This window comes from Streptomyces sp. NPDC002671 (assembly GCF_053592475.1).
Genome location: NZ_JBSFVU010000015.1, coordinates 198,437 through 220,325 on the forward strand (window position 1 = coordinate 198,437; position 21,889 = coordinate 220,325).

The window sequence follows — 21,889 nt, forward strand, 5'->3', positions numbered from 1 at the left end:
GTCGGGCGTACCCGGGCTCAGGCGGACACCAGGGCCGCCAGCCCCAGGTAGACGCCGCCGACCAGCCGGGACAGCCGCCGTTCGCGGCGCGGTGTGCCGTGCAGCCGACCGGTGAGCGCGGCACCGAGCAGGGCGTAACCGAGGTCCAGGGCGAGCGCGACGGCCAGGAAGGTCACACCGAGGAGCAGCATCCGGGCCCTGGTCTGCCCGGAGGACAGGCCGGTCGGCAGGAACTGCGGGAGGAAGGCCAGGAAGAACAGGATCACCTTGGGGTTGAGCAGGTTGACCAAGACCGCGTCCCGGTAGACCCGGAGCAGTCGGCGCCGAGCGGGAGGGACGGACTCGGCGGCGGGCCGCGGGCGGCTGAGCAATGTCCGTACGCCCAGGTAGGCGAGGTAGCCGGCGCCCGCGTGGCGCAGCACGGTGAAGGCGAGCGGGTGGTCGGTGATCAGGGTTCCCACCCCGCCGACGGCGGCGAGGACGTGGACCAGCGTGCCGGTCTCCACGCCCAGGGCCGAGACAAGGCCGGCCCGCCTTCCGTCCTGGACGCTGCGCGTGACGATGTAGACCAGGTTGGGCCCGGGCACGGCGACCAGGAGCAGCGAGGCCAGCAGGAAGGCGGCGAGCGAGGTCATCCGCGGTCCAGCGCCGTCCGCAGCAGGCCCAGCGGGGGCGCGCCGAGGTCGAACAGGGCGGTGTGGAAGCGGCGGAGCGAGAAGCTGCCGCCCCAGCGCTTCGCGGCCTGTTCGCGCGCGTCGAGGATGGCGAACTTGCCCCAGGTGTACCGGCCGTAGGTAGGGTCGAACAGTCCGCGCTGCGCCTCGTGCCAGGCGGCGGGCCCGGCCAGCGAGACGTCCGCGGTGAACCGGGCCGCCGCGTCCGCCAGGGACATCGCCCCGGTATGCAGCCCGATCGCACAGGCGAAGCGGGTCACCCGGCGCAGCGCGTCCTGGGCGACCGCGACGGCGATCCGGGGATCGCCCGCGCGGAATCCCTGTTCCAGGGCCAACTCCTCGCAGTAGTGCGCCCAGCCCTCGATGAAGGCCTCGGAGTGGAGCGTGCGGCGGACCTCGCTCGGGGCCCGGCGCAGCGCCCGGCCGTGGCTGGCGTGCCCGGGGGCCACCTCGTGCACGGCCATGTTGGGCATCAGGGTCCGGTTGAAGCCGGTCGCCAGCCACTGCTCGCCCTCGGCGTCCGACCAGCCGGCGTCCGGGAGGGTGACCCGGAAGCTCGCGGGGGCGTCGGCCTCGTACGGAGCGGACGCGAACAGGCCTGCCAGTGCTCGGCGCTGGGAGTCGGGCATGGGCTGGACAGCGACCTCCACGTCATGGTGGGGCACCAGGTCGAGCCGGGCGGTCCAGGCGACCGTCTCGTCGACAAGCTCCGCGAACTCGGCCAACAGGCCGTCGGCGTCGGGGTGGTCGGCCTGCAGGGCCCGTACGGTGTCGGCGGGCGCGGCCTCGGGGTCGATACGGCGGAGTGACTCGTCGAGCAGCGCGCGCAGCCGGTCCCGTTCGGCGTCCACCCGGGCGGTCAGCGCGGGGAGGTCGACGGTGCAGGCCTCGGCCACGCCGAGCAGCCGGGCGAGCGCGGGGCCGCCGAGCGCGGCGGACGGCGGGCCGTCGGCGCCGGCCCGCTCCAGGTGGGCCACCAGCCGTGCGTGCGCCCGGGCGGCGGCGGTGTGCACCGGGCCGCCCTCGGGGTCGAGGTGGGCGGCCAGGCCGCGGGCGAGCGGCAGGGTGGCCTCGGCCAGCGGCGCGGGCACCCGGTCCAGCGCCTCGACGGCCGCGTCCACAGCGTCCGGCCACTGCCGCAGATGGGCCGCCCGGGCGGCGTCCCGCTCGGGTCGGGGCGCGTACGGGCGGTCGTAGCCGGACAGTTCAAGGTTCTCGATGTGCCAGATCGGGTTGCTGCGGTGCAGTTCCAGCTCGCCGAGGCGGACCCGGAGGGCCTGCTCGGCGGCCGTCGCGTGCGCCTCGTCGTGCGGGTCCGTATACGGCGCGGTGCCGGCCGGGCCGCCGAGGGCGGCGAGGCCGCGGCGCACGCCGTCCGGGGAGAGGTCCTGGACGGAGCCGTCGTACTCGTGCCGTCCGGCGCCGTCCCGCGCGGCGGGGACGGACAGCTCGCAGACGGCGGTCAGCCGAAGGTCGAAAGAAGAGGTGATTGTCATACCGTTAGCCTCGGGCGGCGGCGGTATGCGATCCCGTGCCAATGGAGGGGGAAGTGGACTGGAATCGGGGGACCTCCGAGCCCGCCGTGCTGATCGACCTGCTGGGAGAGTGGAGTTCGGCCGGGGGCCCGCTGTACCGGCGGCTCGCGGAGGCGTTGACCTACGCCGTGCGCTGCGGGGACCTGCGGGCCGGCGACCGTCTGCCGTCCGAGCGGCGGCTGGCCGACGCGGTCTCGGTGAGCCGGGCGACTGTGGTCGCCGCCTACGACGAGCTGCGCGCCGCGGGCCTGTTCGACACCCGCCGGGGCAGCGGCACCCGGGTGTCCACGGCGGCGGCCTCCCACCGGACCCCGGAGGACGGGCGGGTGCGCGGTGGCCAGGCCACCGCGGTGATCCAACGGCTGGTGACGGAGCTGCCGGACCTCATCTCGCTGGGGCAGGCGGCCGAGACCAGCGGCCCGGACCTGGCCGGGGCGCTGCTCGACGTGGCCCGCGAGGACCTGCCCGACCTGGTCCGCGGCGCGGGCTATCACCCGGCCGGGCTGCCCGCGCTGCGCGCGGCGATCGCCGGCCACCACAACGTGCACGGCCTGCCGACCGTGCCCGAGCAGGTCGTGGTGACCACCGGGGCCACGCAGGCGGTCACCCTGATCGCCCGGCTATACCTCGGGCGGGGCTCGACCGCGATCGTGGAGTCCCCCGGCTGGCCCGGCTGCCTGGACGCGCTGCGGGCGGCCGACGCCCGGCTGATCGGCGTCGAACTCGACTCCGACGGCATTCGGATCGACCGTCTCGCAGCCGAACTCGTCGTCCACCGCCCCGCGTTGCTGTATGTCACGCCGACCTGTCACAACCCCACCGGCACCCTGATGTCCGCCGGACGCCGCCGCCGGGTGGCTGAACTCGCCGCCCAGCACGGCGTCGTCCTTGTCGAGGACAGCGCGCACGCCGCGGCCCTCGCCCCCGGGCAGGCCCCGCCGCCGATCGCCGCGCACCCCGCCGGGGGAACGGTGCTGACGGTGGGCTCGCTGACCAAAGCGGTCTGGGGCGGGCTGCGGATCGGCTGGATCCGCGGGCCCCGGGAGACCGTTGAGCGCCTGGCCCGGCTCAAGGCGCTCAACGATCTCGGCAGCCCGCTGCTCGACCAGGCCCTGGCCGCGCGCCTGCTTCCCGGGCTTCCCGCCCTCGCACCCGAGCGCGAACGCCTGCGCCGGGAGCGGCTCGCCACCATGACCCGGCTGCTGGGTGAGCACCTCCCGGACTGGCAGTGGCAGCCCCCGCAGGCCGGCTCCGTGCTGTGGATCCGGCTCCCCCCGGGTACCGACGCCCACGGCTACGCCCAGCTGGCCCTGCGCCACGGCGCCGAGGTCATCCCGGGCAACACCATGGACACCACCGGGGCCCACGACGACTTCCTCCGTCTGCCGTACTCCTTCACTCCGGACACCGCGACCGAACTGGTCGCCCGCCTCGCCGCCGCCTGGACAGCGCTGCCCCGCAGTGGGTGCTGCTGAGGGAGGGGCAGGTCCGCGAACACCTGCCGCCGCCGGCCGAAGGGAAGAGGGACGACACGCTGGCCCGGGTTCGCCCGCCGCTACGGCTTCGGCCTCACCGGCCCGGTTCAGTGGGAGGTCGGAACACTGGAACCGGCCATCGCCTGCTCGATCATCTGCCTGCGGCGGAGACTAGAGCCATCCGCCGGCGATGAACTGGAACCTCCCCCGGTGGGGGGACGTGTCCTCGCCCAACAGGGGGACGTCTCCGACCCTCCAGGACGATGTGACGCCGCTGCCCAACGGCAAGTCTGGACACATGACCCATCTCCCGAACACCCCTGCTCCGGCGCCCCGCTGGGCGGTCCGAGCCGCACACGCCGCGGCCCTCACCACCGTGCCCTCGGGGCTGTGGCGGATCGCGCTGGCCCTCCGCCTTCCGGCGGGTTACAGCGACCAGGTGCTCCGCCATGACTTCCACATCCCCGGCTGGGGTGTGGTCTACGTGATCGGGCTCAGCGTGGTTTCCGAGGCCTTCGCCCTGCTGACGCTCGGCCTGGTCCGGCCCTGGGGCGAGGTGGTGCCGCGGTGGATCCCGGTCATCGGTGGCCGGCGAGTTCACCCGCTCGCCGCCGTCATCCCCGCTGCCCTCGGCTCACTGGCCCTCGTCTGCCTCTGGAGCGATCTCGTGTTCTGGTGGCGCGTCGAGGAGACTCCAGCGATGCTCGGGCCCTGGCACACCATCGTCGGCATCCTCTACCAGCCCCTGGTCCTCTGGGGCCCGCTGCTTGCTGCCGTGACCGTCTCCTACTACCGCCGCCACCGCTGACCACCGAAGGCCGCCAATCGTCAGCCGACACCGTTCAGCCGTTGTCGTACCGATCAAGGCGGTTGTTGATCGAACGAAAGTCCCGTTCGGGTGATCGCGGGGTGGTCGGCGCATAGAGACAAGGCCGCCTCTGGTGCAGCTCATGGGTGTTGAAGCCGGAGAAGCGCCAGGGTCGTGGTCCGGTCGCTGCTGCCGGGCCGGGGCCGGCAACCGGAGGGTCCGGACCCAGTCGGGCCGGGATGCGGAGCCGAGTGCGGGCGTGATCGACTCGCAGTCGGTCACGGCGGATGCCGTCGTGGGCGCCGACGGCCGCGGTTTCGACGGCGGCAAGCTGATCAGCGGGCGCAAACGGCACGTCGTAACGTCGCCATGAACTGACCGATGCCGAGTGGGATTTGATACGTCCACTGCTGCTCCGGCCCGTGATGATGGGGCCCCGACTGGACCACAGGACGGTGCTCAACGGCGTCGTTGGGAAGTGACGCACGGGGTTCGCCCATCGAGTCGTCCTGGTCATGGTTCCGGGCGACGACGAAGCGTGCCGCCGAGCCTGTCGCACCGGTGCCGATGAGGTAGCCGTCCATGAACCACGAGCAGTCCCGTGACAGCACCTGACCGAGCGAGCTGAACACCCCCGCCCCCGACTGTGCGGCAGCCGGCCCCCCGTCAACCGGGACCGGCTGCCGCACAGTTCAGGTCTGCCCTCGCGCAGTCTGAGTGCCGTTCATCCAGTTCTTATGCGGTCATCAGGCGGCGACGGTCTCGGTGTCCTCTGCCTCGTCCGACGCAGCCGCGGGGGTGGCACTCTTCGGGCCGCGGAGGGCGATGTAGACGAACAGCACGCCGATGACGGCGACGCCTACCCACATGGACTGCTGCCATCCGTCGACGTAGGACTGCTTTGCGGCGTGGAGCAGGTCATGCGCGTGTGAGCCTGCGCTGCCCGAGACCTCGACGGCGTTGGCGATGCCTTCGCGTGCGGTGTCCGCGGTCCCCTGGGGGATGTCGTGCAGCTTGCCGTCGATGGCGTTGCGGTAGCCGGCCGTCAGGATTGCGCCGAGCATGGCGACGCCGAGTGCGGTGCCGAATTCCCGGGTGACGTCGTTGAGGGCGGAGGCGACGCCTTGCTTCTCGCGCGGCAGGGAGCGGGTGATGGCCTCGGTGGAGGGCACCATGGACAGGGCCAGGCCGAGGCCCATGACGATGATGCCGGGCAGGATCGACAGGTAGCCGCCGTCGACGGAGACGAACAGGGCCATGAGCGCCAGGCTGACGCCGACCAGCGCGATTCCCGCGCTCATGGTCGCTCGGGGGCCGATCTTCGCGGCCAGCTTGGGGGCCAGGCCGGAGGCCACCATCATGGCGATGGCCAGGGGCATCAGCCCCGCAGCGGCCTGCAGTCCCGTCCAGCCGGCCACGGCCTGGAGGAACGGGAAGAGGACTACGGCGATACCCCCCTGGACGGCGAAGACCACGACCAGCGTGATCGAGCCGCCGGCCAGGCCGCGCTCACGGAACAGGCGTACGTCCAGCAGCGAGGCGTCCCGGCGACGCAGTTCCCAGGACACGAAACCTGCCGTGGCGACGAGGCCGACGACGAGGCTGATCAGAGTCCTGGCTGCGGTCCAGCCTCGCTCCGGTCCCTCCTGCAGGACGAAGACGACGGCGGCCACGGCGACGATGGACAGCAGTGCGCCGACGGTGTCGAAGGCGTGGGGGGAGCGCTCGTGGGAGTTGGGAACCGACTTCAGCGTCATGGCCAGGGCCACGACGACCAGGGCCACGGGCAGGGCGAACAGCCAGCGCCAGTCGGCGACGTCCACGAGAAGGGCAGAGAGGAACATGCCCAGGATGCCGCCGCCTCCGGCGACGCCGGTCCAGACGCCGATCGCCTTTCCGCGCTGCTCCTCGGGGAAGGAGGAGGTGATGACGGCCAGGGTGATGGGCATGATCGTCGCTGCGCCGATACCGCTGGCCACGCGCGCGCCGAGCATCACCTCGGCATTCGGGGCCAGGGCCGACACAACGCTTGCGACGCCAAAGAGGGCCAGCCCGGCGATCAGCATGGGCTTACGGCCCAGGCGGTCGCCGATCGCGCCGAGCGGCAGCAGCAGTGCAGCCAGGGCAAGGGTGTAGATGTTGATGATCCACAGGACTGTGTTCTGCGAGGTGTCGAAGTCGACGGCCATGTGCGTCTGAGCGACGTTCAGCCCGGACACCGACGCGATGACGGCCATCAGCGCGATCGAGACGGTGGTCAGGATCGCGCGCAGCTGACGCGCATCCAGCGCGCCCCCGCCGCTCCCGTCAGCGGGTGCCACCTGTGCAGGGTTCGTACTCATGGATTCCTCTCGAAAAGGGCATGCAGAATCAGCGCCGAAGGACCGGTCGCCGAGTGGATGGGAGGTGGGTGCGGGCCCAGACGTCAGGAGGTGGTGGCACCCTGTGTTGCGGCGAGGGCCGCGTTGGTGTCAGCGGTGGCGGCAGGGCGTTGATGTGGGTGGCGGCCAGGGCGCCGGCAGCGGCGGAGGCGCCGACCTGGGCGGTCAGCTCGGTGGCGTTGCCAGGCCACCCACACGCCCGGCACCTCGGTGGTGCCGGCCATGCCGGAGGCGAGGCGGCGCCCCATGTTGTCGGGCAGCTCCTCCATCGGCAGCTTCAGGCCGTCCAAGCCCTCGGTACGGGCCTGCAGCCAGGTAGCGACCGCGAGGATGCGGCGGGCCACGAACCTGCCCTCGGTCAGGCGTACTCATGCGATGCCGCCACCCTCACTGTTCATGCTTCCTGCACCGAAGCCCGCGGGGAGCATCGCGGCGGCGAAGACGACGGCACAGAGTCGACGATTCACTACAGCTCACCCGTGGAGGCGCCGGTTCCGACTGCCAGAGCGGGGAGGGCGACGTACAGGATCGCCGTATCGAATGATGACGAGGGACGCTGATCGTCAGACCGATCAGCGCTAAACCGCGATTTCTGACAGCCATAGGTAAATGGTAGCAGCTCCCAGTTGATAGTGGGTGGAGTTTGGGTGAGTCTCGCCATGTAGTGAATGATGGCGTGGACATGACACCCCCAGCCGTTGAGCACCGTCCTGTCGTCCAGTCGGCAACTTGCCTGGTTGCAGTGGCTGCTTGGGCGGAAATGGCCCGCCGTAGCCGCCCCGGCGCCCCCCGGTGTCCTGACGATCCGAGGGCCGATGTCCCCTCGGCCCTCACCGGGCGCGCATGGCGCTCCATCAGAGGCACGCCGAGCTGCCGCTCCAGCCCAGGGATCTGCCCGGAGACGGCCGACTGCGTGTGATTGAGCCCGGCTGCCGCCGCCGACAGCGACCCGAGCCGTCATACGGTCACGAAGGTCGGCCACACAGCCAATTCCATGGCGGCAGTATGCCTATCCGGTATGCGAGTTCCGCAGGGCAAGCCTGCGAAATCTGCGCTTGTCGCATCCATCGCGGTGCACCAATCTGGTGCGCATGACCACACCGCACACGATCGCCGTCCTCGGTCTGGGGCGCATGGGCGGCGCGATCGGGACTCGACTGGCCGCCCAGGGCTGGGACGTCGTTGGCTGGACACGCTCAGGGCGCGCATCAGGCGCCGTCAAGATGACCAGCGACCCGAACGAGGCCGTGGCGAAGGCCGACCTCGTGCTCCTGGCACTGTTCGACGGCCCAGCCTGCCTGCAGGTCCTCGACGACGTCCGTGAATCGCTGCGAGCGGAGACGATCGTGCTGAACACCAGCACCATCGCGCCCGCCGAAGCGTCGAAGCTGGCCCGGCAACTCGGCCCGTCCTACGTCCACGCGCCCGTGCTCGGCTCTGTGCCGGCTGCCTCCGCCGGCGCCCTGCAGATTCTCGCCGCCGCTCACCAAGACGCATTCGATCGAGTCCGACCGATCCTGGAAACGCTGGGCACCGTCCGGCGCGTGGACGACGCCTCCGCCGCCGCCGCGCTCAAACTGATCGCCAACAACAGCCTCGCCGGCGCCGTCCTCGCGCTGCGTGACTCACTGCGGCAAGCCGACGCCCTCGGCCTGCCCCGTACCCACGTGCTGGACGTCCTCGAACTCGGCCAGCTCGGCGGGCTCGTGGCCCGCAAGCGACCGTTCCTCCTCGGCGAGCCGACCGCTGCCACAGCCGAATTCACCATCGGTGCACTGGCCAAGGACATGGCCCTGCTGGCCGCCGCGTCGGACATCCCCTTGCGCAGCGCAGCGGGCCTCGCCGACACCCCTGCCGCCCCCGAGGCCGATATCGCCGTTGCCGCCACGGTCCCCGCCGTGGAGGACGCCGTACTCGAACCGCTGCGCGCCTACATCCGCGGGCACGCCACCGGCGACCCCACCCACTTTCGCGACGCGTTCCTGCCCACCGCGCACATCGAAGGGATCCGGGACGGCGCATTCGTCTCGTGGCCCCTGGACGAGTACTGCGCTCTCTTCCAGGGCCAGCCAGCCCCGGACGAACCGACCCGCTCCCGCCGCATCGACGCCATCGATGTCCACGGCACCGTCGCGACCGCGACGATGACGCTCTCGCACGGCGCAGACACGTTCACCGACATCTTCCTGCTGGCCCGCGCCGACGACAGCTGGCGCATCGCCAACAAGGCTTATCACCGGCACCCCTGAGAGGACAGGAAACAACCCTGCGCCCGTTTCAGCGTCGCGTCGGGATCACGCCCTGGCCCTTCGGAGCCGCCCTGCGGGGGGAGGCTTCAAACCACCTTGAGGACGGCTTCAGCACCGGCAAGTCCCCAGCGGGCGCCGGTGATGCCGAGGCGGTCGCCGACCAAGTGGCTACAGGCCCCTTCGACAGCCACCGCGCCGATCGGCCAGCCCTTGGCCAGGTAGCGGTGGCAGGCTTCGGCGGCTGGATCGCCCGGCTTGTGGAGGCACTGGCAGCGCCCCAGACGTACTCGGTGACGTGCACAAATCCGGGCCGCGGCGGGCAGCGGGGTCCGTGTCAGGACCCTCGTCCGCCCCGCCGGCGGCCATAACTTCCAGACCTGGAGCGGGAACTGTCCCCGCCCGCCGCGAGCCGGCAGGGGTCAGCGGGAAAACGCGCCTCAGAGCCGGACCGGGCGCACCGGGAGCGCTTCGACGCTGTTGCCGATGAAGCTGCGCTGGCGGGGCAGTTCGGTCTCGGGGACGGCGAGGTCGAGGTCCGGGAAGCGGGTGAAGAGCCGTTCCAGGGCGATCGTGGCCTCGAGGCGGGCGAGCGGGGCGCCCACGCAGTAGTGCACGCCCTGGCCGAAGGAGAGGTGCCGGGCCGCGCCGGGCCGGGTGACGTCGAAGCGGTCGGCGTCCGGGCCGTGGAAGGCCTCGTCGCGCCCGGCGGCGGTGTAGCCGGCGAGGACCGGGGTGCCCTGCGGGATTACGGTGCCGCCGAGGGCCAGGTCGCGGGTGGGGTAGCGGAAGGGGAACCAGCTGACCGGGCCGTCCCAGCGCAGCGTCTCGTCCACCACGTCCGACCAGGTGGCCTTGCCATCCAGGACCAGCGCCAGCTGGTCGCGGTGGGTGCACAGTGCCCGTACGGCATTGCTGATCAGGTTGAGGGTGGTCTCGTGGCCGGCGACCAGCATCAGGCGCATCGTGCCGATGAGTTCGGCCTCGCTGAGCCGGTCGCCGCCGTCCTCGCGGGCGGCTATCAGGGCGCTGGTCAGGTCGTCGCCGGGGGCTGCCCGGCGGGCGGTCGCGATCGTGCCGAGCAGCGCGACGAGCTCGCGTACGGCGGCCATCACCTCCGCCGGGGTGGTGTCGGTGGCGATGACCACCGTGTAGGTGAGGTCGTGCAGCCGGCCGCGGTGCTCGGGGTCCACGCCGAGCAGCTCGCAGATGACGCTCATCGGGAGCGGGAGCGCGAAGTGGGTGCGCAGGTCCGCAATGCCGTCCGGGTCCTCGGCGGCGGCCCGGCCGAGGTCGTCGAGGAGGCCGGCGGTCAGCTCCTCGATGCGCGGTCGCAGCCGCTCCACCTGGCGGACGGTGAAGGCGTTGCCGACGAGGGAGCGCAGCCGGCGGTGGTCGGCGCCGTCGGCGGTGTGCATGCCCTGGGCGTTGGCGAAGACCCGCAGCGGCCAGTCCGCGGGGATCGTGCCGTCGTTCAGGGCCGGGCAGTGGCGGGCGTCCTTGGCCACGTCGGGGTGGGAGAGGAATTCCTTGAGCGCGTCGTGCCCCAGGACGACCGCTGCGGGCACCCCGCCGGGCAGGACGATGTCCGCAACGGGTCCCCGGGCCCGCAGGTCGGCGTTCAGGGCGTGCGGGCAGCCGCCGACGGGGTCGACGACGTGGGCGGGCGCGGGAGCGGGAGTGTGGGAAGACAAGCCGGGACTCCTGATCGTATGAACGACTACCGGCCAACAGTGCGGTGTCGAAGGCCGGTTGTACAAGTCCGTCCCGCCGGCACCTCGGCCGAGGGCTCGGTCCATCCAGCCTGCTGACTTCCGAAGCCGGGGACCGGTGACTGCAGCCTCGCCTTCCGTTTTCGGGCTGGGGTCCGGCATTTCCAGCCTCGCCGGCGTCTTAGACGCGGGGTCTGAGGCAGCGCCCCAGAAGCCCAGCCGACTCCGCCGACGCCTGTGACGGAGGCGACCACGCTGCCGGGGGTGCAAGAGGCCCGCGCCGATCGCCGGTGGGACGCGACTGCGCGCAGGTCGCGCATCAGGGTTCGGGGCGCCCCGCAGGCGGGCTCCACGGGGCGTCGAGGGGACCGATGGCCGGGCTGGTGCCGGGGCCGCCAGCACTGAGCCTCAGATGCAAAGCGTCCCGGGGAACGCGCCGTGGCCGACGCCTGGTGCGGTGAGGGCCAGCCAGCCGTGGCCGCGTACTTCGGTGTCCGGGCCGACCTCGCCGGGGTCGACCGAGAGGTACCCGCAGGCGGACCGGGCGCCCGTGGTGCCCGCGTTGGACGGGGCTTCGTCGTACTCGGGGTCGAATTCCGGGTCGTCGACCGCGAGGGTCTCCCATGGCAGCGGGTCGCCTTCCCATTCGGGGTCGCTTTCGGCGGCGTACTGACGGATCACCCGGCCGTTCTCGGCGACCATCCACACGTCGGAGCCGCCGGCGTCGTCCAGGAAGAAGAACTGGGCCTGACCGCAGTGGACACTGACCCGTTCGACCGTCTCGATCATGCCGTCCCAGGGGTCGCCGACGAGCAGGTCGAAGGGACCGAAGACCAGGCGCCAGCCGTCCAGCTCCGGGGTGACGAAGGCTCGCCCCACCGTGCGGCCGGCGCCGTCCGGCCCGGGCACCCGGATCTCCTGGCTCTCCGCCGCCTGGACGCCGGCGGTGACCGTGACGGGCCGCCGGTCGTGCAGGTCCAGGGCCTCGAAAACGCCCTCGTACGACGCCCCGGGCACGGCCATCCACCAACCGCTGAGGGTCGACGACGGCAGCTTCGGGGTCTCGTGCGGGATCTTCACCCGTATCAGCCGCTCGATCGCCGCGCGGTCGCGGTCGTCGAGCGCGTCGGCGCCGCCGCCCGCCACCAGCGCCGCCATCGCGCCCCGCCGGGTCCTCGGGGACGCGGCCGGGTCGCGGCGCAGGGAGCGCAGCCGCGGTTGGAAGGAGTCGTGCAGCAGGCGGGCGTAGTCGGAAGCCTTGTAGGGGATGAGGCGGCCGTGGGCGTAGCAATCCACCAGGGCCCGCAGTCCGGCCTCGGAGTCCGTCCGCAGCCTGAAGAGCCCCTGGAAGCCGTTGCCCGACTTGCCGTAGTCCGGATCGGCCGCCAGGGCCGCGTACTGGTCGGCGGAGCGCTCGTCGAACACCCCGAGGAGCCGGCCCGCCTGCCAGTCCGTCACCTCCTTCCGGCCCCACGCCGCCAGTAGGGCGTCGAAGGCCGGCGGCCCGATGCGCCTCAAGACCCGCATGACCGGCTCCAGATCAGCGGTCCGCTGCACACCGGCCAGACCCCGCAGCAACGTCGGCACCACACCGTCGGCCTGCTCCGCCAGCCGTTCGGCCGCGGCCTCCACGCGCGCGGCGTCGTCGCTGTCCAGGTCCTCGAGAAGGGATTCGATCTTCATGCGGCAGCACAGTAGCCCCGGCCACTGACCGCGCCCTGCGGGGGCCGTGGGCCGGGGCTGCTCACGCCGCGAAAACGCACCGCAGGGCCAGGCCGGTGACACCAGCGGCGACCGACCCGAACTCCCGCCAGGAGCTGAGCACAGAGTCGGCCGGACGGCGGGCCAACCAGGGCCCGCCTTCAAGGGTCCTCATTGTCCTGGGGTTCCGCTTCCACCAAGCGGATGGGCCCGCTTCCCCCTGCTGTCCCGCGCCTCTCATAAGCGGTCAGTTCCTCCGCATTGCCAAGCAGCGGCCCGGCCTGCACCACCCGCACCAACTCGGCAAACGGTTCCAGAAGAGGTGATCCCTCCGGCCGGGCAGGTTCACCAGAAGTGGTCAGGATCTTGTGCCAGGCTGCCTCGACGCATCCGCGTCCCGCGCCTCGGTCCCGGCCACCAGGTACCACAAGACCACCGCCCCCTACGAAGCGGCGGTCAGCCTGGCGTCGTTCCTGCTCTGGGCAAGATCCGTTTGAAGACGGGCCCTAGCTCAACCGGACGGCGTGACCGAGCCCACACGCCGAACCACTGCTCGGCGCCGTACTCCTCGAACCGCTCCACCTCGGTGAACCCCAGCTTCGCCGCGAGGCGCATCGCGCGGTCGTTGGCGGTCTGGGTGCAGAGCACCACCGGCTCGCTGGGGAGTACGTCGGCGAACCAGTCGAGTGCCGCTGCGCACGCCTCGGCGGCGTACCCGCATCCCCACGCTTCCGGCAGGAACATGTAACCGAGTTCGGCCTCCCCGGCATCCGGACGGACGTGACCCGGACGCTCTGCATCGCGCCGATCGAGCGTGACCACGCCGATCATCGCTCCGTCGAGATCGATCACGAAAAGGCCAGGTCGCCGCCCGGGCACCTCAGGCACCGCGCGTTCGAGCTCATCACGCGGTCGAGGGCCGCCGATGTGGGTGCCCACCTCCGGCGATGCGAACAGCTCGATGAACGCCGCACGGTCCCGGGCCTCGGACTCGCGGAGCACGAGCCGTTCGGTCCTTATCGGGGCAGGTGGCCAGGCGACGGGTCCGAGTCCAGACATGGCGGGCAACCTATCGCACGCCCCAAGTCGGCATCCAGGCAGAAGCTCTTACCTCCAACCCGGACGGGCCGCACTCGACCGCCGCCCACGGGGTGCCGCAGCATCACGAGATCGCCGAGCAGCGGATGCTCGGCCTACCCCTCCGGGACCCGGTGGGCTTCCAGTACCCCTGGAAACCAGGCCGCATTGACCGGGATGGTGCGCGCCATCACCGCCCGCACGTCCGCGGTCGTGAGAGATCCATCCAGTCCCGGCAGCGGCCGGGCGCCCGCCGCGTCCAGAGTGACGGTGATGCAGATCCTGCAGTCCCGCTATGTTGCGCGCCCGCGGAATGACCAGGACATCACCGACGCGGCGATCGGCCAGCGCCTTGCCCCGGTAGGCGGTGCAGGCGGCGGACTTCGCCGGATCGTCCCAACCGTCTGATCGTGCAGCGCCAGCGGCGCCAGATCACTGCTGACCACGTCCGCATGCAGTGCCGCAGCAGCTTCGAGCTAGGCGCTGGTCGACGGCGTCGGTTCCCGGCGGTGCTCTAGCCACGTGCGACTCAGGTCATTCCAAATCGTTTGGTATCTCTCGAAAACCTCGCCAAGCTGGTCATAGGTAAGATCATCGGCAGCCGTTGATGCCATCAGGTATTCGAGGTCATCGGCAAGACGTTGGAACCGGTACTGCGCTTCCTCCATAAGCACCCACCGGGAGCGCCAGTTGAAGAACGGTTCAACGGCCCCTAGCAACGTCCCCAGGGCCACCAGCGCAAAGGCCAGACCAGCCCATGTGTTGAGGTTTTGCAGGCCCAGAATGATGGTGGACGCGGCGGACAGCGCCAGCGTCAGCATCTTGATCACCGAAGCACTTCTACGGAACCTCTGCTTCTTGCCGCGGGCGTAGCCGTTGCCTTGCCGGATCTTGTCCAGCAGGAGTGCGGCTGACTCCCTCGGGCTGAGACCTACACCTGGTCCACTGTTCGGCTGCACTCCGCCCCCAAATATTCGTCGCCACGTTGCGGCTCGACCCGGCAGACGCCGACCTGCAACTGTGCGGTTCCGCAGTGCCTTCGCGCGCTAGCGGCGCTCTGCTCCGGTGACAGCGGGATCCCCGTCGCCTCAAGACTGTCGGGCAGCACACCCCGGCAGTCGGTGTGCGGGAAGTCGTCGACGTCTGCGACCGGCGACAGCGAGCAGAATGACGACACCGAGATCGTGGACACCCGAGACCGTGGGCACCCGAGACCGTGGACGGCGAGGGCGGCACTGGGCCGCGGACGGCCGCCACACCAGGTGGGTGCGGCAGCCGTGGGTGGAATCGGCGCGTGGTTCGAGTCAGTCGGCCCGGAGCAGGGCATGCAGGTCGGCGGTGTCGACGATGTGGGCCCGTGAGGGGAGAACCTGATGGAGCAGGACGTTGTGGACTTCGGTGTCTGGGTCGGCGACGCCGTCGGACAGGACGTAGAGCTGGTAGTCGCGGTCGGCCGCGTCGATGACGGTGGACAGGACTGCGCCGCTGGTACTGATGCCGGAGACGACCAGAGTGGTGATGCCGCGTTCGCGCAGCTGCTGGTCGAGGTCGGTGGTGGACATGCCACCGTAGCGGGTTTTGCGCACGATGATGTCGCCGTCCTGGGGAGCCAGGCGCTCGTGGATGGCAGTGGCCGGGTCCTCGTGGTGCATGACACGGTGTTGGGCCAGCGGGGCGAAGGACTTGTTGACGGCCGGGATCGCGTCCCAGTCGGCCTCCGTGAAGCCGACGCGTACGTGGGCGATGGTGCCGCCCGTTGCACGAACGTCGGCGATGGCCCCTTCCATACGACCGAGCAGAGCCTCGCGGTCCCCGCCTTCGGGCAGCGCGGCCAGGATCGCGGGCTGGTAGTCCATGACGAGAAGAGCGGTGTGCGCGGGGTCGAGTGCGGGGGCAGTGCTCACGCGAGTGTTCTCCTTGCTGGTGGTGTGCCTGGTCGATGCGGACGTGCGCTGACGGATCAGCGGCGGCCTGCGGGCTTCAGTGGCGAATCGCGGTGCGTCATGCGTGGCTACGGGACAGTTCCGGCTCGTGCTGCGACGTCTGGTCGCGTCGGGGAAGCAAGAACGGGGTGACCAGAATGAGCAAGCCCGCGACCGTGAGAGCGGTGCGTGGGCTGGTGACGTCGGCGAGCAGCCCGCCGAGCGCGGTGAGGACGGCGATGGACGCCTGCTGGCCGATCGACCAGGCCGACAGGGTGCGGGCGACGAGGTGCTTGGGCGTGCGTTCGAGCCGGTAGGTGGCGAGCACCGGGGTGTACAGGCTCATGTTGACGATGATCGCCAGCTCGATGGCCATCACGGTGACGAGGCCGACGACGCCGGGACGGACGAAGGCCAGGCCGATCAGCCAGACGGCACGCAGGGTGCCGACGGTCCGGAAGACCCAGTGCCGGCCATAGCGGGCCACGACACGCTGGGCCAGCCGGGAGCCGATGAGTCCGCCGAGACAGGGGGCGGCGAAGGCGAGGCCGTACTGCCAGGGCGGGAACCCGAGCTGGCGCAGGAGGAGCACGGCCAGCAGCGGCTCGGTGGCCATGATCAGACCGGAGACGAGCATGTTGTTGAGGTAGAGCGACCGCAGGCCGGGATCGCCCATGATGTGTCGCCAGCCGTCGAGCAACGCGCCCACCCGGACGGGGCCTTTGTCGGTTGGTTGCGGCGCTTCCTCTCGGCCTCGGATCGCGGTGATGCTCAGCGCGGAGAGCAGGTAGCTGAGCGCGTCGGCCACCACGGTGGTGACCGGCCCGAACAGGCCGATCGCCGCCCCGCCCAGCGGTGGCCCGACCGCGATGGAACTCCAGTTCGTGGACTCGAACCGCGCGTTGGCCACGAGCAGGTCGTCCGGCCGGACGAGGGCCTTGAGGTAGGCGCCGCTGGCCGCGTTGAACGCGATCTTGGCTGCGGCGACCACAGCCGAGATCACGAGGAGCTGGATGAAACCGAGCCGGCCGAGGGCGTAGGCGACCGGGATCGTCGCCATGGCCGCGAACCGGGTCAGGTCCATCGCGATCATGACCGGGCGCTTGCGCCGGAACTCCACCCACGGCGCGAGCGGCACCGCGATCAGCGCACCCACCGCGGGCCCCACCGCGGACAGCGCGGACACCTCAGCCGAGCTGGCATGCAACACCAGCACGGCAATCAGTGGCAATGCCCCGAACCCCAGCCCGGACCCGTACGCGCTCACCGCGTACGCCGCCCACAGCCAGCCGAACTGCCGGCCCAACGGCCTCCTGCCCACCATGCTCAGCGCGCCCCTCAATGTCCCACTCGAACAAACCGACGTTGACCGGTGAGAGCTAAGCGGGCGGCAGACCAGCAGGTCAAACAACTGCCTTGCCTGCTCTTCACAACGATCGGTTGTTCACTAAGGTGGGTCGGCATGGATCTCGAAGCCGTACGTACCTTCGTCGCCGTCGTGGAAGCGGGCCAGTTCCAGAAAGCCGCCGTCGACCTGTCGGTCACCCAGCAGGCCGTCTCCAAGCGCATCGCCACACTGGAGCGCGACCTCGGCGTGCGGCTGTTCACCCGCACGCAGCGCGGCTCCGAGCTCACCATCGACGGGCAGGCCTTCCTGCCCCACGCGCGCGAGCTGCTGCGCGCCGCCGAGCGCGCGGTCGCGTCCGTGCGCACCGGCCGCCGTCCGCTACGCGTCGACGTGATCGCCTCACGCGTCGCTCCGTCGGGCCTGATGCGCGGCTTCCACCGCGCGCACCCCGAGATCGACCTCGACGTGGTGATGCTGTTCGACGTCGAGACGGCCGTCACCGCCATCCGCTCCGGTGCCATCGACGCGTCCTTCCGCGCCGTCGCCATGCCCGGCCGGCCCCTTCCCGAGGACATCGAGTCCGTCCGGGTGCTCGACGAGCCGCTCCAGCTCCTCACCGGCCCCGCCCACCCGCTGGCGTCCGCCCGGTCGGTGACCGTCGCTCAGCTCGCCGGGCACCGGATCTGGATGCCAGGCATCGTCCCCGGTACCGAGTGGGCCGCGTACTACGACGACCTCGTCGCCGAGTTCGGCCTCACCATCGAGGCGACCGGCCCGAACTTCGGCTCCGACGCGCTGCTCGACACCGTCGCCGACACCCCGGCCCTGGCCACCTTCATGGGCGAGCTGACCCGCCTCGTCTGGCCCGCCGGCCACGGCCTGCGCCGCATCCCGGTGACCGACCCGACGCCCGTCTACCCGCACTCGCTCCTCTGGCACCGTGACAACCCCCACCCGGCACTGGCCGCCCTCCGCGCCCACCTCGCCGCGACAGCGACCGGCCACGACGCCGCCGGGACCTGGAGGCCGGGCTGGGTGATTCCGCGCTGAACGACGCCGCGTCTTCGATCATCACGGCCGGATCGACGGACGGTTCCTCGGGGACAGACGTGGCCATCGGCACACTCCCGCTCTCCCCCTCCGTATGCCTCCACCACCGCGAGCTACAGCGACATCGTCTTGGGCCTGCTCATGCTGGCCGAGTTCGCAGGCGGCCATAGGGTGGCCTGATGTTCGATCGGTTGGAGATCACGGTGCTGCCGCCGGGACCGCGTTTCCCTGCCCAGCTGCGCTTCTGGGTCAACGGCGAGGACGTGGTGGAGCAGGCGGTGGGCCCTGGGGGCCGCGGGCCGCTGGCAGCGGAAGCGTTGCCCGTCAGGCTCCCCAGCCCGCTGCGGGCGACGTCTGAGCCGCGCCGGGTGAAGTTGGGCGAGCCGGAGTGCACCGGGGGGTGCTGCGGCTTCCTCTCCGTGGCCGTGCAGCGCATGGGGAATGTCGTCCAGTGGTCGGGCTGGCAGGTTCCTCACGGGGAGGGCCCACTGCTGGAATTCGACTTCGACGCGAGCGAGTACGACGCAGAGGTGGCCCGCGCTGAGGCAGATTTGAGGCGTTGCTGCCAGACCGATCCCCCAGGCGTGACTGGGTCGTAGCGGTGGACTCCACCATCGGCCTGTATTGACGTTTATTGATGCAACCTTGTGGCTTGAATCGAAAAGCGTCAACATAGAGGCATGTCAAAACAAGAGCTTGAGGTGATCGGCCAGGATGCCGCCTGCTGCCCGGGCCTGGCCGCCGCACCGCTGGACGAGGACCAGGCCGCCGACCTGGCCAAGGTCTTCAAGGCCCTGGGCGACCCCGTCCGGCTGCGCCTGATGTCGATGATCGCCTCGCGCGGCCAGGGCGGCGAGGTGTGCGTCTGCGAGCTGACCCCGGCCTTCGACCTGTCCCAGCCGACGATCTCCCACCACCTCAAGCTCCTACGCCAGGCCGGGCTCATCGACTGCGAGCGGCGCGGGACCTGGGTCTACTACTGGGTGCTGCCCGGTGTCCTGGACAAGCTCGCCGCGTTCCTGACCACCGCGCAGCCCGCCGGAGCCGACGCGTGAACGCCTCTCTCGCCCGCCGGGTCGTCGCCGAGACGCTCGGGACCGGGCTGCTGGTGGCCGTGGTGGTCGGCTCCGGCATCCAGGCCACCGAGCTGTCGCAGGACGTCGGCGTGCAGCTGCTCGCCAACTCCCTCGCCACCGTCTTCGGCCTGGGCGTGCTCATCCTGCTGCTAGGGCCGGTCTCCGGCGCGCACTTCAACCCGGTCGTCACCCTCGCCGCCTGGTTCACCGGCCGCCGTGATCCGGACGGCCCGGCCCTGCGGGAAGTCGTCGCATACGTACCCGCCCAGATCACGGGCGCGATCGGCGGCGCAGTCCTGGCCGATGCCATGTTCGCCAGGCCGCTGGTCAAGTTCTCCAGCCACGACCGGTCCACCGGTCACCTGCTGCTGGGCGAGGTCGTCGCGACGGCCGGGCTGATACTGCTGATCTTCGGCCTCAGCCGGATCGGCCGCGCCGCGCTCGCGCCGGCCGCCGTGGCCTCCTACATCGGTGCCGCGTACTGGTTCACCTCCTCCACGTCCTTCGCGAACCCGGCGGTGACCATCGGCCGGGCGTTCACCGACACCTTCGCCGGCATCGCCCCTGCCTCCGTCGCCCCGTTCATCGCGGCCCAAGTGCTCGGAGCCGTACTCGGACTCGGGACCGTCGTGATGATCTACGGCCGCCCTGCTCCCGCCGCGGATGAGTTCGTCGTCCCGCACGGCGAGCCGGAACGCGCCGCCTCCTGACCGATCCGTTCTCCCGAGAAAGCCCCCTGCTCATGAGCGCTCCCGCCAGTCCGCGTCCGTCGGTGCTGTTCGTCTGCGTCCACAACGCCGGCCGCTCCCAGATGGCCGCCGCCTTCCTCACCCATCTCGCCGGTGACCGCGTCGAGGTCCGCTCGGCCGGCTCGGCTCCCGCCGACACGGTCAACACCGCCGTCGTGCAGGCGATGGACGAGGTCGGCATCGACATCTCCGCCGAAACCCCGAAGATCCTCACCACCGAGGCGGTCCAGGCCTCGGACGTCGTCGTCACCATGGGTTGCGGCGACACCTGCCCTGTCTTCCCCGGCAAGCGCTACCTCGACTGGAAGCTCGACGACCCGGCGGGTCAGGGCGTCGAGGCCGTCCGGCCGATCCGGGACGAGATCAGGACCCTGGTCGAGGGCCTGATCGCGGAGATCGCACCGGCCTGAACGGCGAGGTGGGCAGCGACGACGCGAGTGCCCCGTCCGCGGGCGACGTATGAGTCGCTCTTCCCATGCAGGTTCCGTCGCGGGGGAGGTCACGGCTTGACCTTCGAGTCGGGTGGAAGGTTTACCGTCGGCGGTGTGACGACCTACCGCATCTCGCAGCTGGCCGAACGCTCCGGTGTCCCGGCGACGACACTGCGTTTCTACGAGAGTGCCGGCCTGTTGCCGGCCGAGCGGACCGCGTCCGGGTACCGCGTGTACGGCGAGGACGCGGTGGACCGGCTGGCATTCATCTCCTCGGCGAAGCTGCTGGGCCTGGCCCTGGAGGAGATCCGCGAGCTCCTGGACGTCCGTGAGGAGGGTGTGTGCGCTTCACTGCGCGCCCGGATGCTGCCACTGGTCGCTGATCGGATCAGGGACACCGACGGCCGGATCGCGGAGCTGCGCGCCTTCTCCGCTCACCTGGCCGGTGTGCACACCACGCTGTCGGGCCCGGCACCCGAGGGTGCGTGCGGGCCGGACTGCGGCTGCACCACGACGGGTGCGCGCCCCGTCGGGCCCGTGCCGGTGGCGCTCTCCCCGACCCGCCCCACAACAGGCCCCTCGCCCGAGCCGGGGCAAGAGACGTGGCGGGATGTCCCGGTCGCCTGCACCCTCGGTGGCGCCGAGCTGGACGAGCGCACCGAGCAGTGGCGCACGCTCATCGGAAAGTCCGACCGACGGGAAGAGATCGACGACGGAGCGCGACTGTCCTTCCCGCCGGACGCCGAACTCGCCGGCCAGATCACGGCGCTCGCCGCCGCCGAGCAGAGCTGCTGCGCCTTCTTCGACTTCACCCTGCACCTGACCCCCGAAGCTCTCCAGCTGACGGTCCGCGCACCAGAGGGGGCCGCCGGGATACTGGACGACCTCTTTGGAGCACCCGCATGACCACCACCCCGTCCCCACGTCCCTCCCGCCCGTGGGGCGTGTTCGGCGCGGGAGCGGCTGCGGTGGCCGCGTGCGCGGTGTGCTGCGCGGGGCCGCTCCTGGCCCTGTTGGGCGGGGTCGGGGCTGCCTCCGCGATCGGAGCCGTTTGGGTGCCCGCCCTCGCCGTGCTGGCCGTAGCCGCCGTCACCGGGCTCTTCGTCGTGCGCCGACGACGGGCAGCCGCCTGCGGAACAGCGCCGCCCCGCGCCGACCTCGGCATGCCCACCGTCGGTCCGCCGCACGAGGACGGCGCACCGACGGGCTGAGGCTGCGCAGGACCGGTGGCAGGTCCGGAGGCGTACCGGAGTGCCGTGATCGCCCAGCCGCGTCCGAGGACCCTCTGCACCTCCCACAGCGTCATCCCGCGCTCGTAGTTGTGGGAGACGCAGGCGTGCCGCAGCAGGTGCGGAAGAGATCAATCGCCGGCGCGATCGGCACGTTCAGCGCGGCAACCGCCCTCGGCTTGCTGGAACATTCTGATGTGTGCGAGGGGCCCTCAGTGATCAGCGCAGGGAACCCGTGGCCGAAGGAGGGGAACGAGGATGGCCCACCTGCGAATCGCCTGGGTCCTGTCCGGACGTGGTTGGGCTGACTGCATCGTCAGCGACCACAAGGCGGAAGCCGAAGTCACGGCCTCCTATATCACCACTGCCCCCGAAGATCTTGTCAATCCCCTCGTTGTGTGGAGATCTTCTAAGCGGCCAGCTCCAGGGCGGAGTTGGCGCGGTGGTTGTGTTCGTAGTCGATTGGGCTGCGGTA

At 71.0% G+C, this 21,889-nt stretch carries 23 protein-coding genes and 1 pseudogene; 12 read left to right on the plus strand and 12 right to left on the minus strand.

Annotated elements, in window-relative coordinates:
• Nucleotides 1-17 precede the first annotated feature (17 nt).
• Together ACWD35_RS24140 and ACWD35_RS24145 are read right to left on the minus strand one after the other, a co-directional pair.
• Entirely contained in the window at nucleotides 18-635 is a 618-nt protein-coding gene (locus ACWD35_RS24140; RefSeq protein ID WP_451353352.1) for a LysE family translocator, read from the minus strand.
• A complete protein-coding gene (locus ACWD35_RS24145) occupies nucleotides 632-2,170 on the minus strand; it encodes a DUF885 family protein (protein WP_451353353.1) in 1,539 nt (512 codons plus the stop codon). Before ACWD35_RS24145 ends, ACWD35_RS24140 begins: the two co-directional genes overlap by 4 nt.
• Before the next feature lie 53 nt (nucleotides 2,171-2,223).
• On the opposite strand from ACWD35_RS24145, the gene ACWD35_RS24150 reads away from it, so the two are divergent.
• From ACWD35_RS24150 to ACWD35_RS24160, 3 genes and pseudogenes are all read left to right on the plus strand, one after another.
• Complete coding sequence (locus ACWD35_RS24150; protein WP_451353354.1) at nucleotides 2,224-3,684, plus strand: aminotransferase-like domain-containing protein; 1,461 nt, start codon at nucleotides 2,224-2,226, stop codon at nucleotides 3,682-3,684.
• 298 nt (nucleotides 3,685-3,982) lie between these two features.
• Nucleotides 3,983-4,492 carry a hypothetical protein gene (locus ACWD35_RS24155; RefSeq protein WP_451353355.1) on the plus strand — a complete coding sequence of 170 codons (510 nt, stop codon included), beginning with the start codon at nucleotides 3,983-3,985 and terminating at the stop codon, nucleotides 4,490-4,492.
• Between the two features lie 220 nt (nucleotides 4,493-4,712).
• Nucleotides 4,713-4,850: pseudogene (locus ACWD35_RS24160) on the plus strand (IS5 family transposase); the annotation flags it as partial.
• Here the strand turns inward: ACWD35_RS24160 and ACWD35_RS24165 are convergent.
• The 4 genes from ACWD35_RS24165 to ACWD35_RS24180 all read right to left on the minus strand — a co-directional run bounded on the left by ACWD35_RS24165 (nucleotide 4,828) and on the right by ACWD35_RS24180 (nucleotide 7,818).
• Nucleotides 4,828-5,124, minus strand: a complete 297-nt coding sequence (locus ACWD35_RS24165; RefSeq protein ID WP_451353381.1) for a hypothetical protein — start codon at nucleotides 5,122-5,124, stop codon at nucleotides 4,828-4,830. The pseudogene ACWD35_RS24160 and the gene ACWD35_RS24165 sit on opposite strands and share 23 nt — an antisense overlap.
• Nucleotides 5,125-5,238: 114 nt before the next feature.
• Nucleotides 5,239-6,834: an MFS transporter gene (locus ACWD35_RS24170; RefSeq protein ID WP_451353356.1), complete on the minus strand. Its 1,596-nt coding sequence runs from the start codon at nucleotides 6,832-6,834 to the stop codon at nucleotides 5,239-5,241.
• A gap of 83 nt (nucleotides 6,835-6,917) precedes the next feature.
• Complete coding sequence (locus tag ACWD35_RS24175; RefSeq protein ID WP_451353357.1) at nucleotides 6,918-7,217, minus strand: hypothetical protein; 300 nt, start codon at nucleotides 7,215-7,217, stop codon at nucleotides 6,918-6,920.
• A gap of 43 nt (nucleotides 7,218-7,260) precedes the next feature.
• Nucleotides 7,261-7,818 carry a helix-turn-helix domain-containing protein gene (locus ACWD35_RS24180; protein ID WP_451353377.1) on the minus strand — a complete coding sequence of 186 codons (558 nt, stop codon included), beginning with the start codon at nucleotides 7,816-7,818 and terminating at the stop codon, nucleotides 7,261-7,263.
• Nucleotides 7,819-7,964: 146 nt separating this feature from the next.
• Here ACWD35_RS24180 and ACWD35_RS24185 point away from each other — a divergent pair, with 146 nt between their 5' ends.
• Entirely contained in the window at nucleotides 7,965-9,122 is a 1,158-nt protein-coding gene (locus tag ACWD35_RS24185; RefSeq protein ID WP_451353358.1) for a nuclear transport factor 2 family protein, read from the plus strand.
• Nucleotides 9,123-9,559: 437 nt separating this feature from the next.
• Here ACWD35_RS24185 and ACWD35_RS24190 read toward each other — a convergent pair whose 3' ends face one another.
• From ACWD35_RS24190 to ACWD35_RS24200, 3 genes are all read right to left on the minus strand, one after another.
• Nucleotides 9,560-10,813 (minus strand): cytochrome P450 family protein, encoded by a 1,254-nt coding sequence (locus ACWD35_RS24190; protein ID WP_451353359.1) that lies wholly within the window; start codon nucleotides 10,811-10,813, stop codon nucleotides 9,560-9,562.
• A 426-nt stretch (nucleotides 10,814-11,239) separates the two neighbouring features.
• Nucleotides 11,240-12,514 (minus strand): hypothetical protein, encoded by a 1,275-nt coding sequence (locus tag ACWD35_RS24195; protein ID WP_451353360.1) that lies wholly within the window; start codon nucleotides 12,512-12,514, stop codon nucleotides 11,240-11,242.
• Between the two features lie 474 nt (nucleotides 12,515-12,988).
• The gene (locus ACWD35_RS24200; protein WP_451353361.1) at nucleotides 12,989-13,591 is read right to left on the minus strand and encodes a GNAT family N-acetyltransferase; all 603 of its coding nucleotides are present in this window, start codon (nucleotides 13,589-13,591) and stop codon (nucleotides 12,989-12,991) included.
• A gap of 291 nt (nucleotides 13,592-13,882) precedes the next feature.
• Between ACWD35_RS24200 and ACWD35_RS24205 the strand changes: the two genes are divergently transcribed.
• Complete coding sequence (locus ACWD35_RS24205) at nucleotides 13,883-14,017, plus strand: hypothetical protein (RefSeq protein WP_451353362.1); 135 nt, start codon at nucleotides 13,883-13,885, stop codon at nucleotides 14,015-14,017.
• Nucleotides 14,018-14,085: 68 nt separating this feature from the next.
• Here the strand turns inward: ACWD35_RS24205 and ACWD35_RS24210 are convergent, their stop codons facing one another.
• The 3 genes from ACWD35_RS24210 to ACWD35_RS24220 all read right to left on the minus strand — a co-directional run bounded on the left by ACWD35_RS24210 (nucleotide 14,086) and on the right by ACWD35_RS24220 (nucleotide 16,855).
• Complete coding sequence (locus ACWD35_RS24210) at nucleotides 14,086-14,568, minus strand: DUF4231 domain-containing protein (RefSeq protein ID WP_451353363.1); 483 nt, start codon at nucleotides 14,566-14,568, stop codon at nucleotides 14,086-14,088.
• 345 nt (nucleotides 14,569-14,913) lie between these two features.
• Nucleotides 14,914-15,513, minus strand: a complete 600-nt coding sequence (locus tag ACWD35_RS24215) for a cysteine hydrolase family protein (protein ID WP_451353364.1) — start codon at nucleotides 15,511-15,513, stop codon at nucleotides 14,914-14,916.
• 97 nt (nucleotides 15,514-15,610) lie between these two features.
• Nucleotides 15,611-16,855, minus strand: a complete 1,245-nt coding sequence (locus tag ACWD35_RS24220; protein ID WP_451353365.1) for an MFS transporter — start codon at nucleotides 16,853-16,855, stop codon at nucleotides 15,611-15,613.
• A gap of 138 nt (nucleotides 16,856-16,993) precedes the next feature.
• Between ACWD35_RS24220 and ACWD35_RS24225 the strand changes: the two genes are divergently transcribed.
• The 7 genes from ACWD35_RS24225 to ACWD35_RS24255 all read left to right on the plus strand — a co-directional run bounded on the left by ACWD35_RS24225 (nucleotide 16,994) and on the right by ACWD35_RS24255 (nucleotide 21,396).
• Nucleotides 16,994-17,929, plus strand: coding sequence for a LysR family transcriptional regulator (locus ACWD35_RS24225; protein ID WP_451353366.1), 936 nt, complete (start codon nucleotides 16,994-16,996; stop codon nucleotides 17,927-17,929).
• Nucleotides 17,930-18,108: 179 nt separating this feature from the next.
• Nucleotides 18,109-18,528: a hypothetical protein gene (locus ACWD35_RS24230; protein WP_451353367.1), complete on the plus strand. Its 420-nt coding sequence runs from the start codon at nucleotides 18,109-18,111 to the stop codon at nucleotides 18,526-18,528.
• 81 nt (nucleotides 18,529-18,609) lie between these two features.
• A complete protein-coding gene (locus ACWD35_RS24235) occupies nucleotides 18,610-18,984 on the plus strand; it encodes an ArsR/SmtB family transcription factor (RefSeq protein WP_451353368.1) in 375 nt (124 codons plus the stop codon).
• Nucleotides 18,981-19,715 carry an aquaporin gene (locus tag ACWD35_RS24240; protein ID WP_451353369.1) on the plus strand — a complete coding sequence of 245 codons (735 nt, stop codon included), beginning with the start codon at nucleotides 18,981-18,983 and terminating at the stop codon, nucleotides 19,713-19,715. The genes ACWD35_RS24235 and ACWD35_RS24240 overlap by 4 nt, the downstream gene beginning before the upstream one ends.
• 32 nt (nucleotides 19,716-19,747) lie before the next feature.
• Nucleotides 19,748-20,164, plus strand: coding sequence for an arsenate reductase ArsC (locus ACWD35_RS24245; protein ID WP_451353370.1), 417 nt, complete (start codon nucleotides 19,748-19,750; stop codon nucleotides 20,162-20,164).
• Nucleotides 20,165-20,299: 135 nt separating this feature from the next.
• Nucleotides 20,300-21,091, plus strand: a complete 792-nt coding sequence (locus ACWD35_RS24250) for a heavy metal-responsive transcriptional regulator (protein WP_451353371.1) — start codon at nucleotides 20,300-20,302, stop codon at nucleotides 21,089-21,091.
• Nucleotides 21,088-21,396: a hypothetical protein gene (locus tag ACWD35_RS24255; protein ID WP_451353372.1), complete on the plus strand. Its 309-nt coding sequence runs from the start codon at nucleotides 21,088-21,090 to the stop codon at nucleotides 21,394-21,396. The genes ACWD35_RS24250 and ACWD35_RS24255 overlap by 4 nt, the downstream gene beginning before the upstream one ends.
• Nucleotides 21,397-21,889: the final 493 nt, after the last annotated feature.

Excerpts from the sequence above, each read along its gene's own strand:
- ACWD35_RS24220 (WP_451353365.1), bottom strand. The coding sequence starts at position 16,855 with ATGGTGGGCAGGAGGCCGTTGGGCCGGCAGTTCGGCTGGCTGTGGGCG.
- ACWD35_RS24185 (WP_451353358.1), top strand. The coding sequence starts at position 7,965 with ATGACCACACCGCACACGATCGCCGTCCTCGGTCTGGGGCGCATGGGC.
- ACWD35_RS24200 (WP_451353361.1), bottom strand. The coding sequence starts at position 13,591 with ATGTCTGGACTCGGACCCGTCGCCTGGCCACCTGCCCCGATAAGGACC.
- ACWD35_RS24195 (WP_451353360.1), bottom strand. The coding sequence starts at position 12,514 with ATGAAGATCGAATCCCTTCTCGAGGACCTGGACAGCGACGACGCCGCG.
- ACWD35_RS24235 (WP_451353368.1), top strand. The coding sequence starts at position 18,610 with ATGTCAAAACAAGAGCTTGAGGTGATCGGCCAGGATGCCGCCTGCTGC.
- ACWD35_RS24205 (WP_451353362.1), top strand. The coding sequence starts at position 13,883 with ATGCAGATCCTGCAGTCCCGCTATGTTGCGCGCCCGCGGAATGACCAG.
- ACWD35_RS24145 (WP_451353353.1), bottom strand. The coding sequence starts at position 2,170 with ATGACAATCACCTCTTCTTTCGACCTTCGGCTGACCGCCGTCTGCGAG.
- ACWD35_RS24155 (WP_451353355.1), top strand. The coding sequence starts at position 3,983 with ATGACCCATCTCCCGAACACCCCTGCTCCGGCGCCCCGCTGGGCGGTC.
- ACWD35_RS24225 (WP_451353366.1), top strand. The coding sequence starts at position 16,994 with ATGGATCTCGAAGCCGTACGTACCTTCGTCGCCGTCGTGGAAGCGGGC.
- ACWD35_RS24255 (WP_451353372.1), top strand. The coding sequence starts at position 21,088 with ATGACCACCACCCCGTCCCCACGTCCCTCCCGCCCGTGGGGCGTGTTC.
- ACWD35_RS24140 (WP_451353352.1), bottom strand. The coding sequence starts at position 635 with ATGACCTCGCTCGCCGCCTTCCTGCTGGCCTCGCTGCTCCTGGTCGCC.
- ACWD35_RS24245 (WP_451353370.1), top strand. The coding sequence starts at position 19,748 with ATGAGCGCTCCCGCCAGTCCGCGTCCGTCGGTGCTGTTCGTCTGCGTC.
- ACWD35_RS24170 (WP_451353356.1), bottom strand. The coding sequence starts at position 6,834 with ATGAGTACGAACCCTGCACAGGTGGCACCCGCTGACGGGAGCGGCGGG.
- ACWD35_RS24230 (WP_451353367.1), top strand. The coding sequence starts at position 18,109 with ATGTTCGATCGGTTGGAGATCACGGTGCTGCCGCCGGGACCGCGTTTC.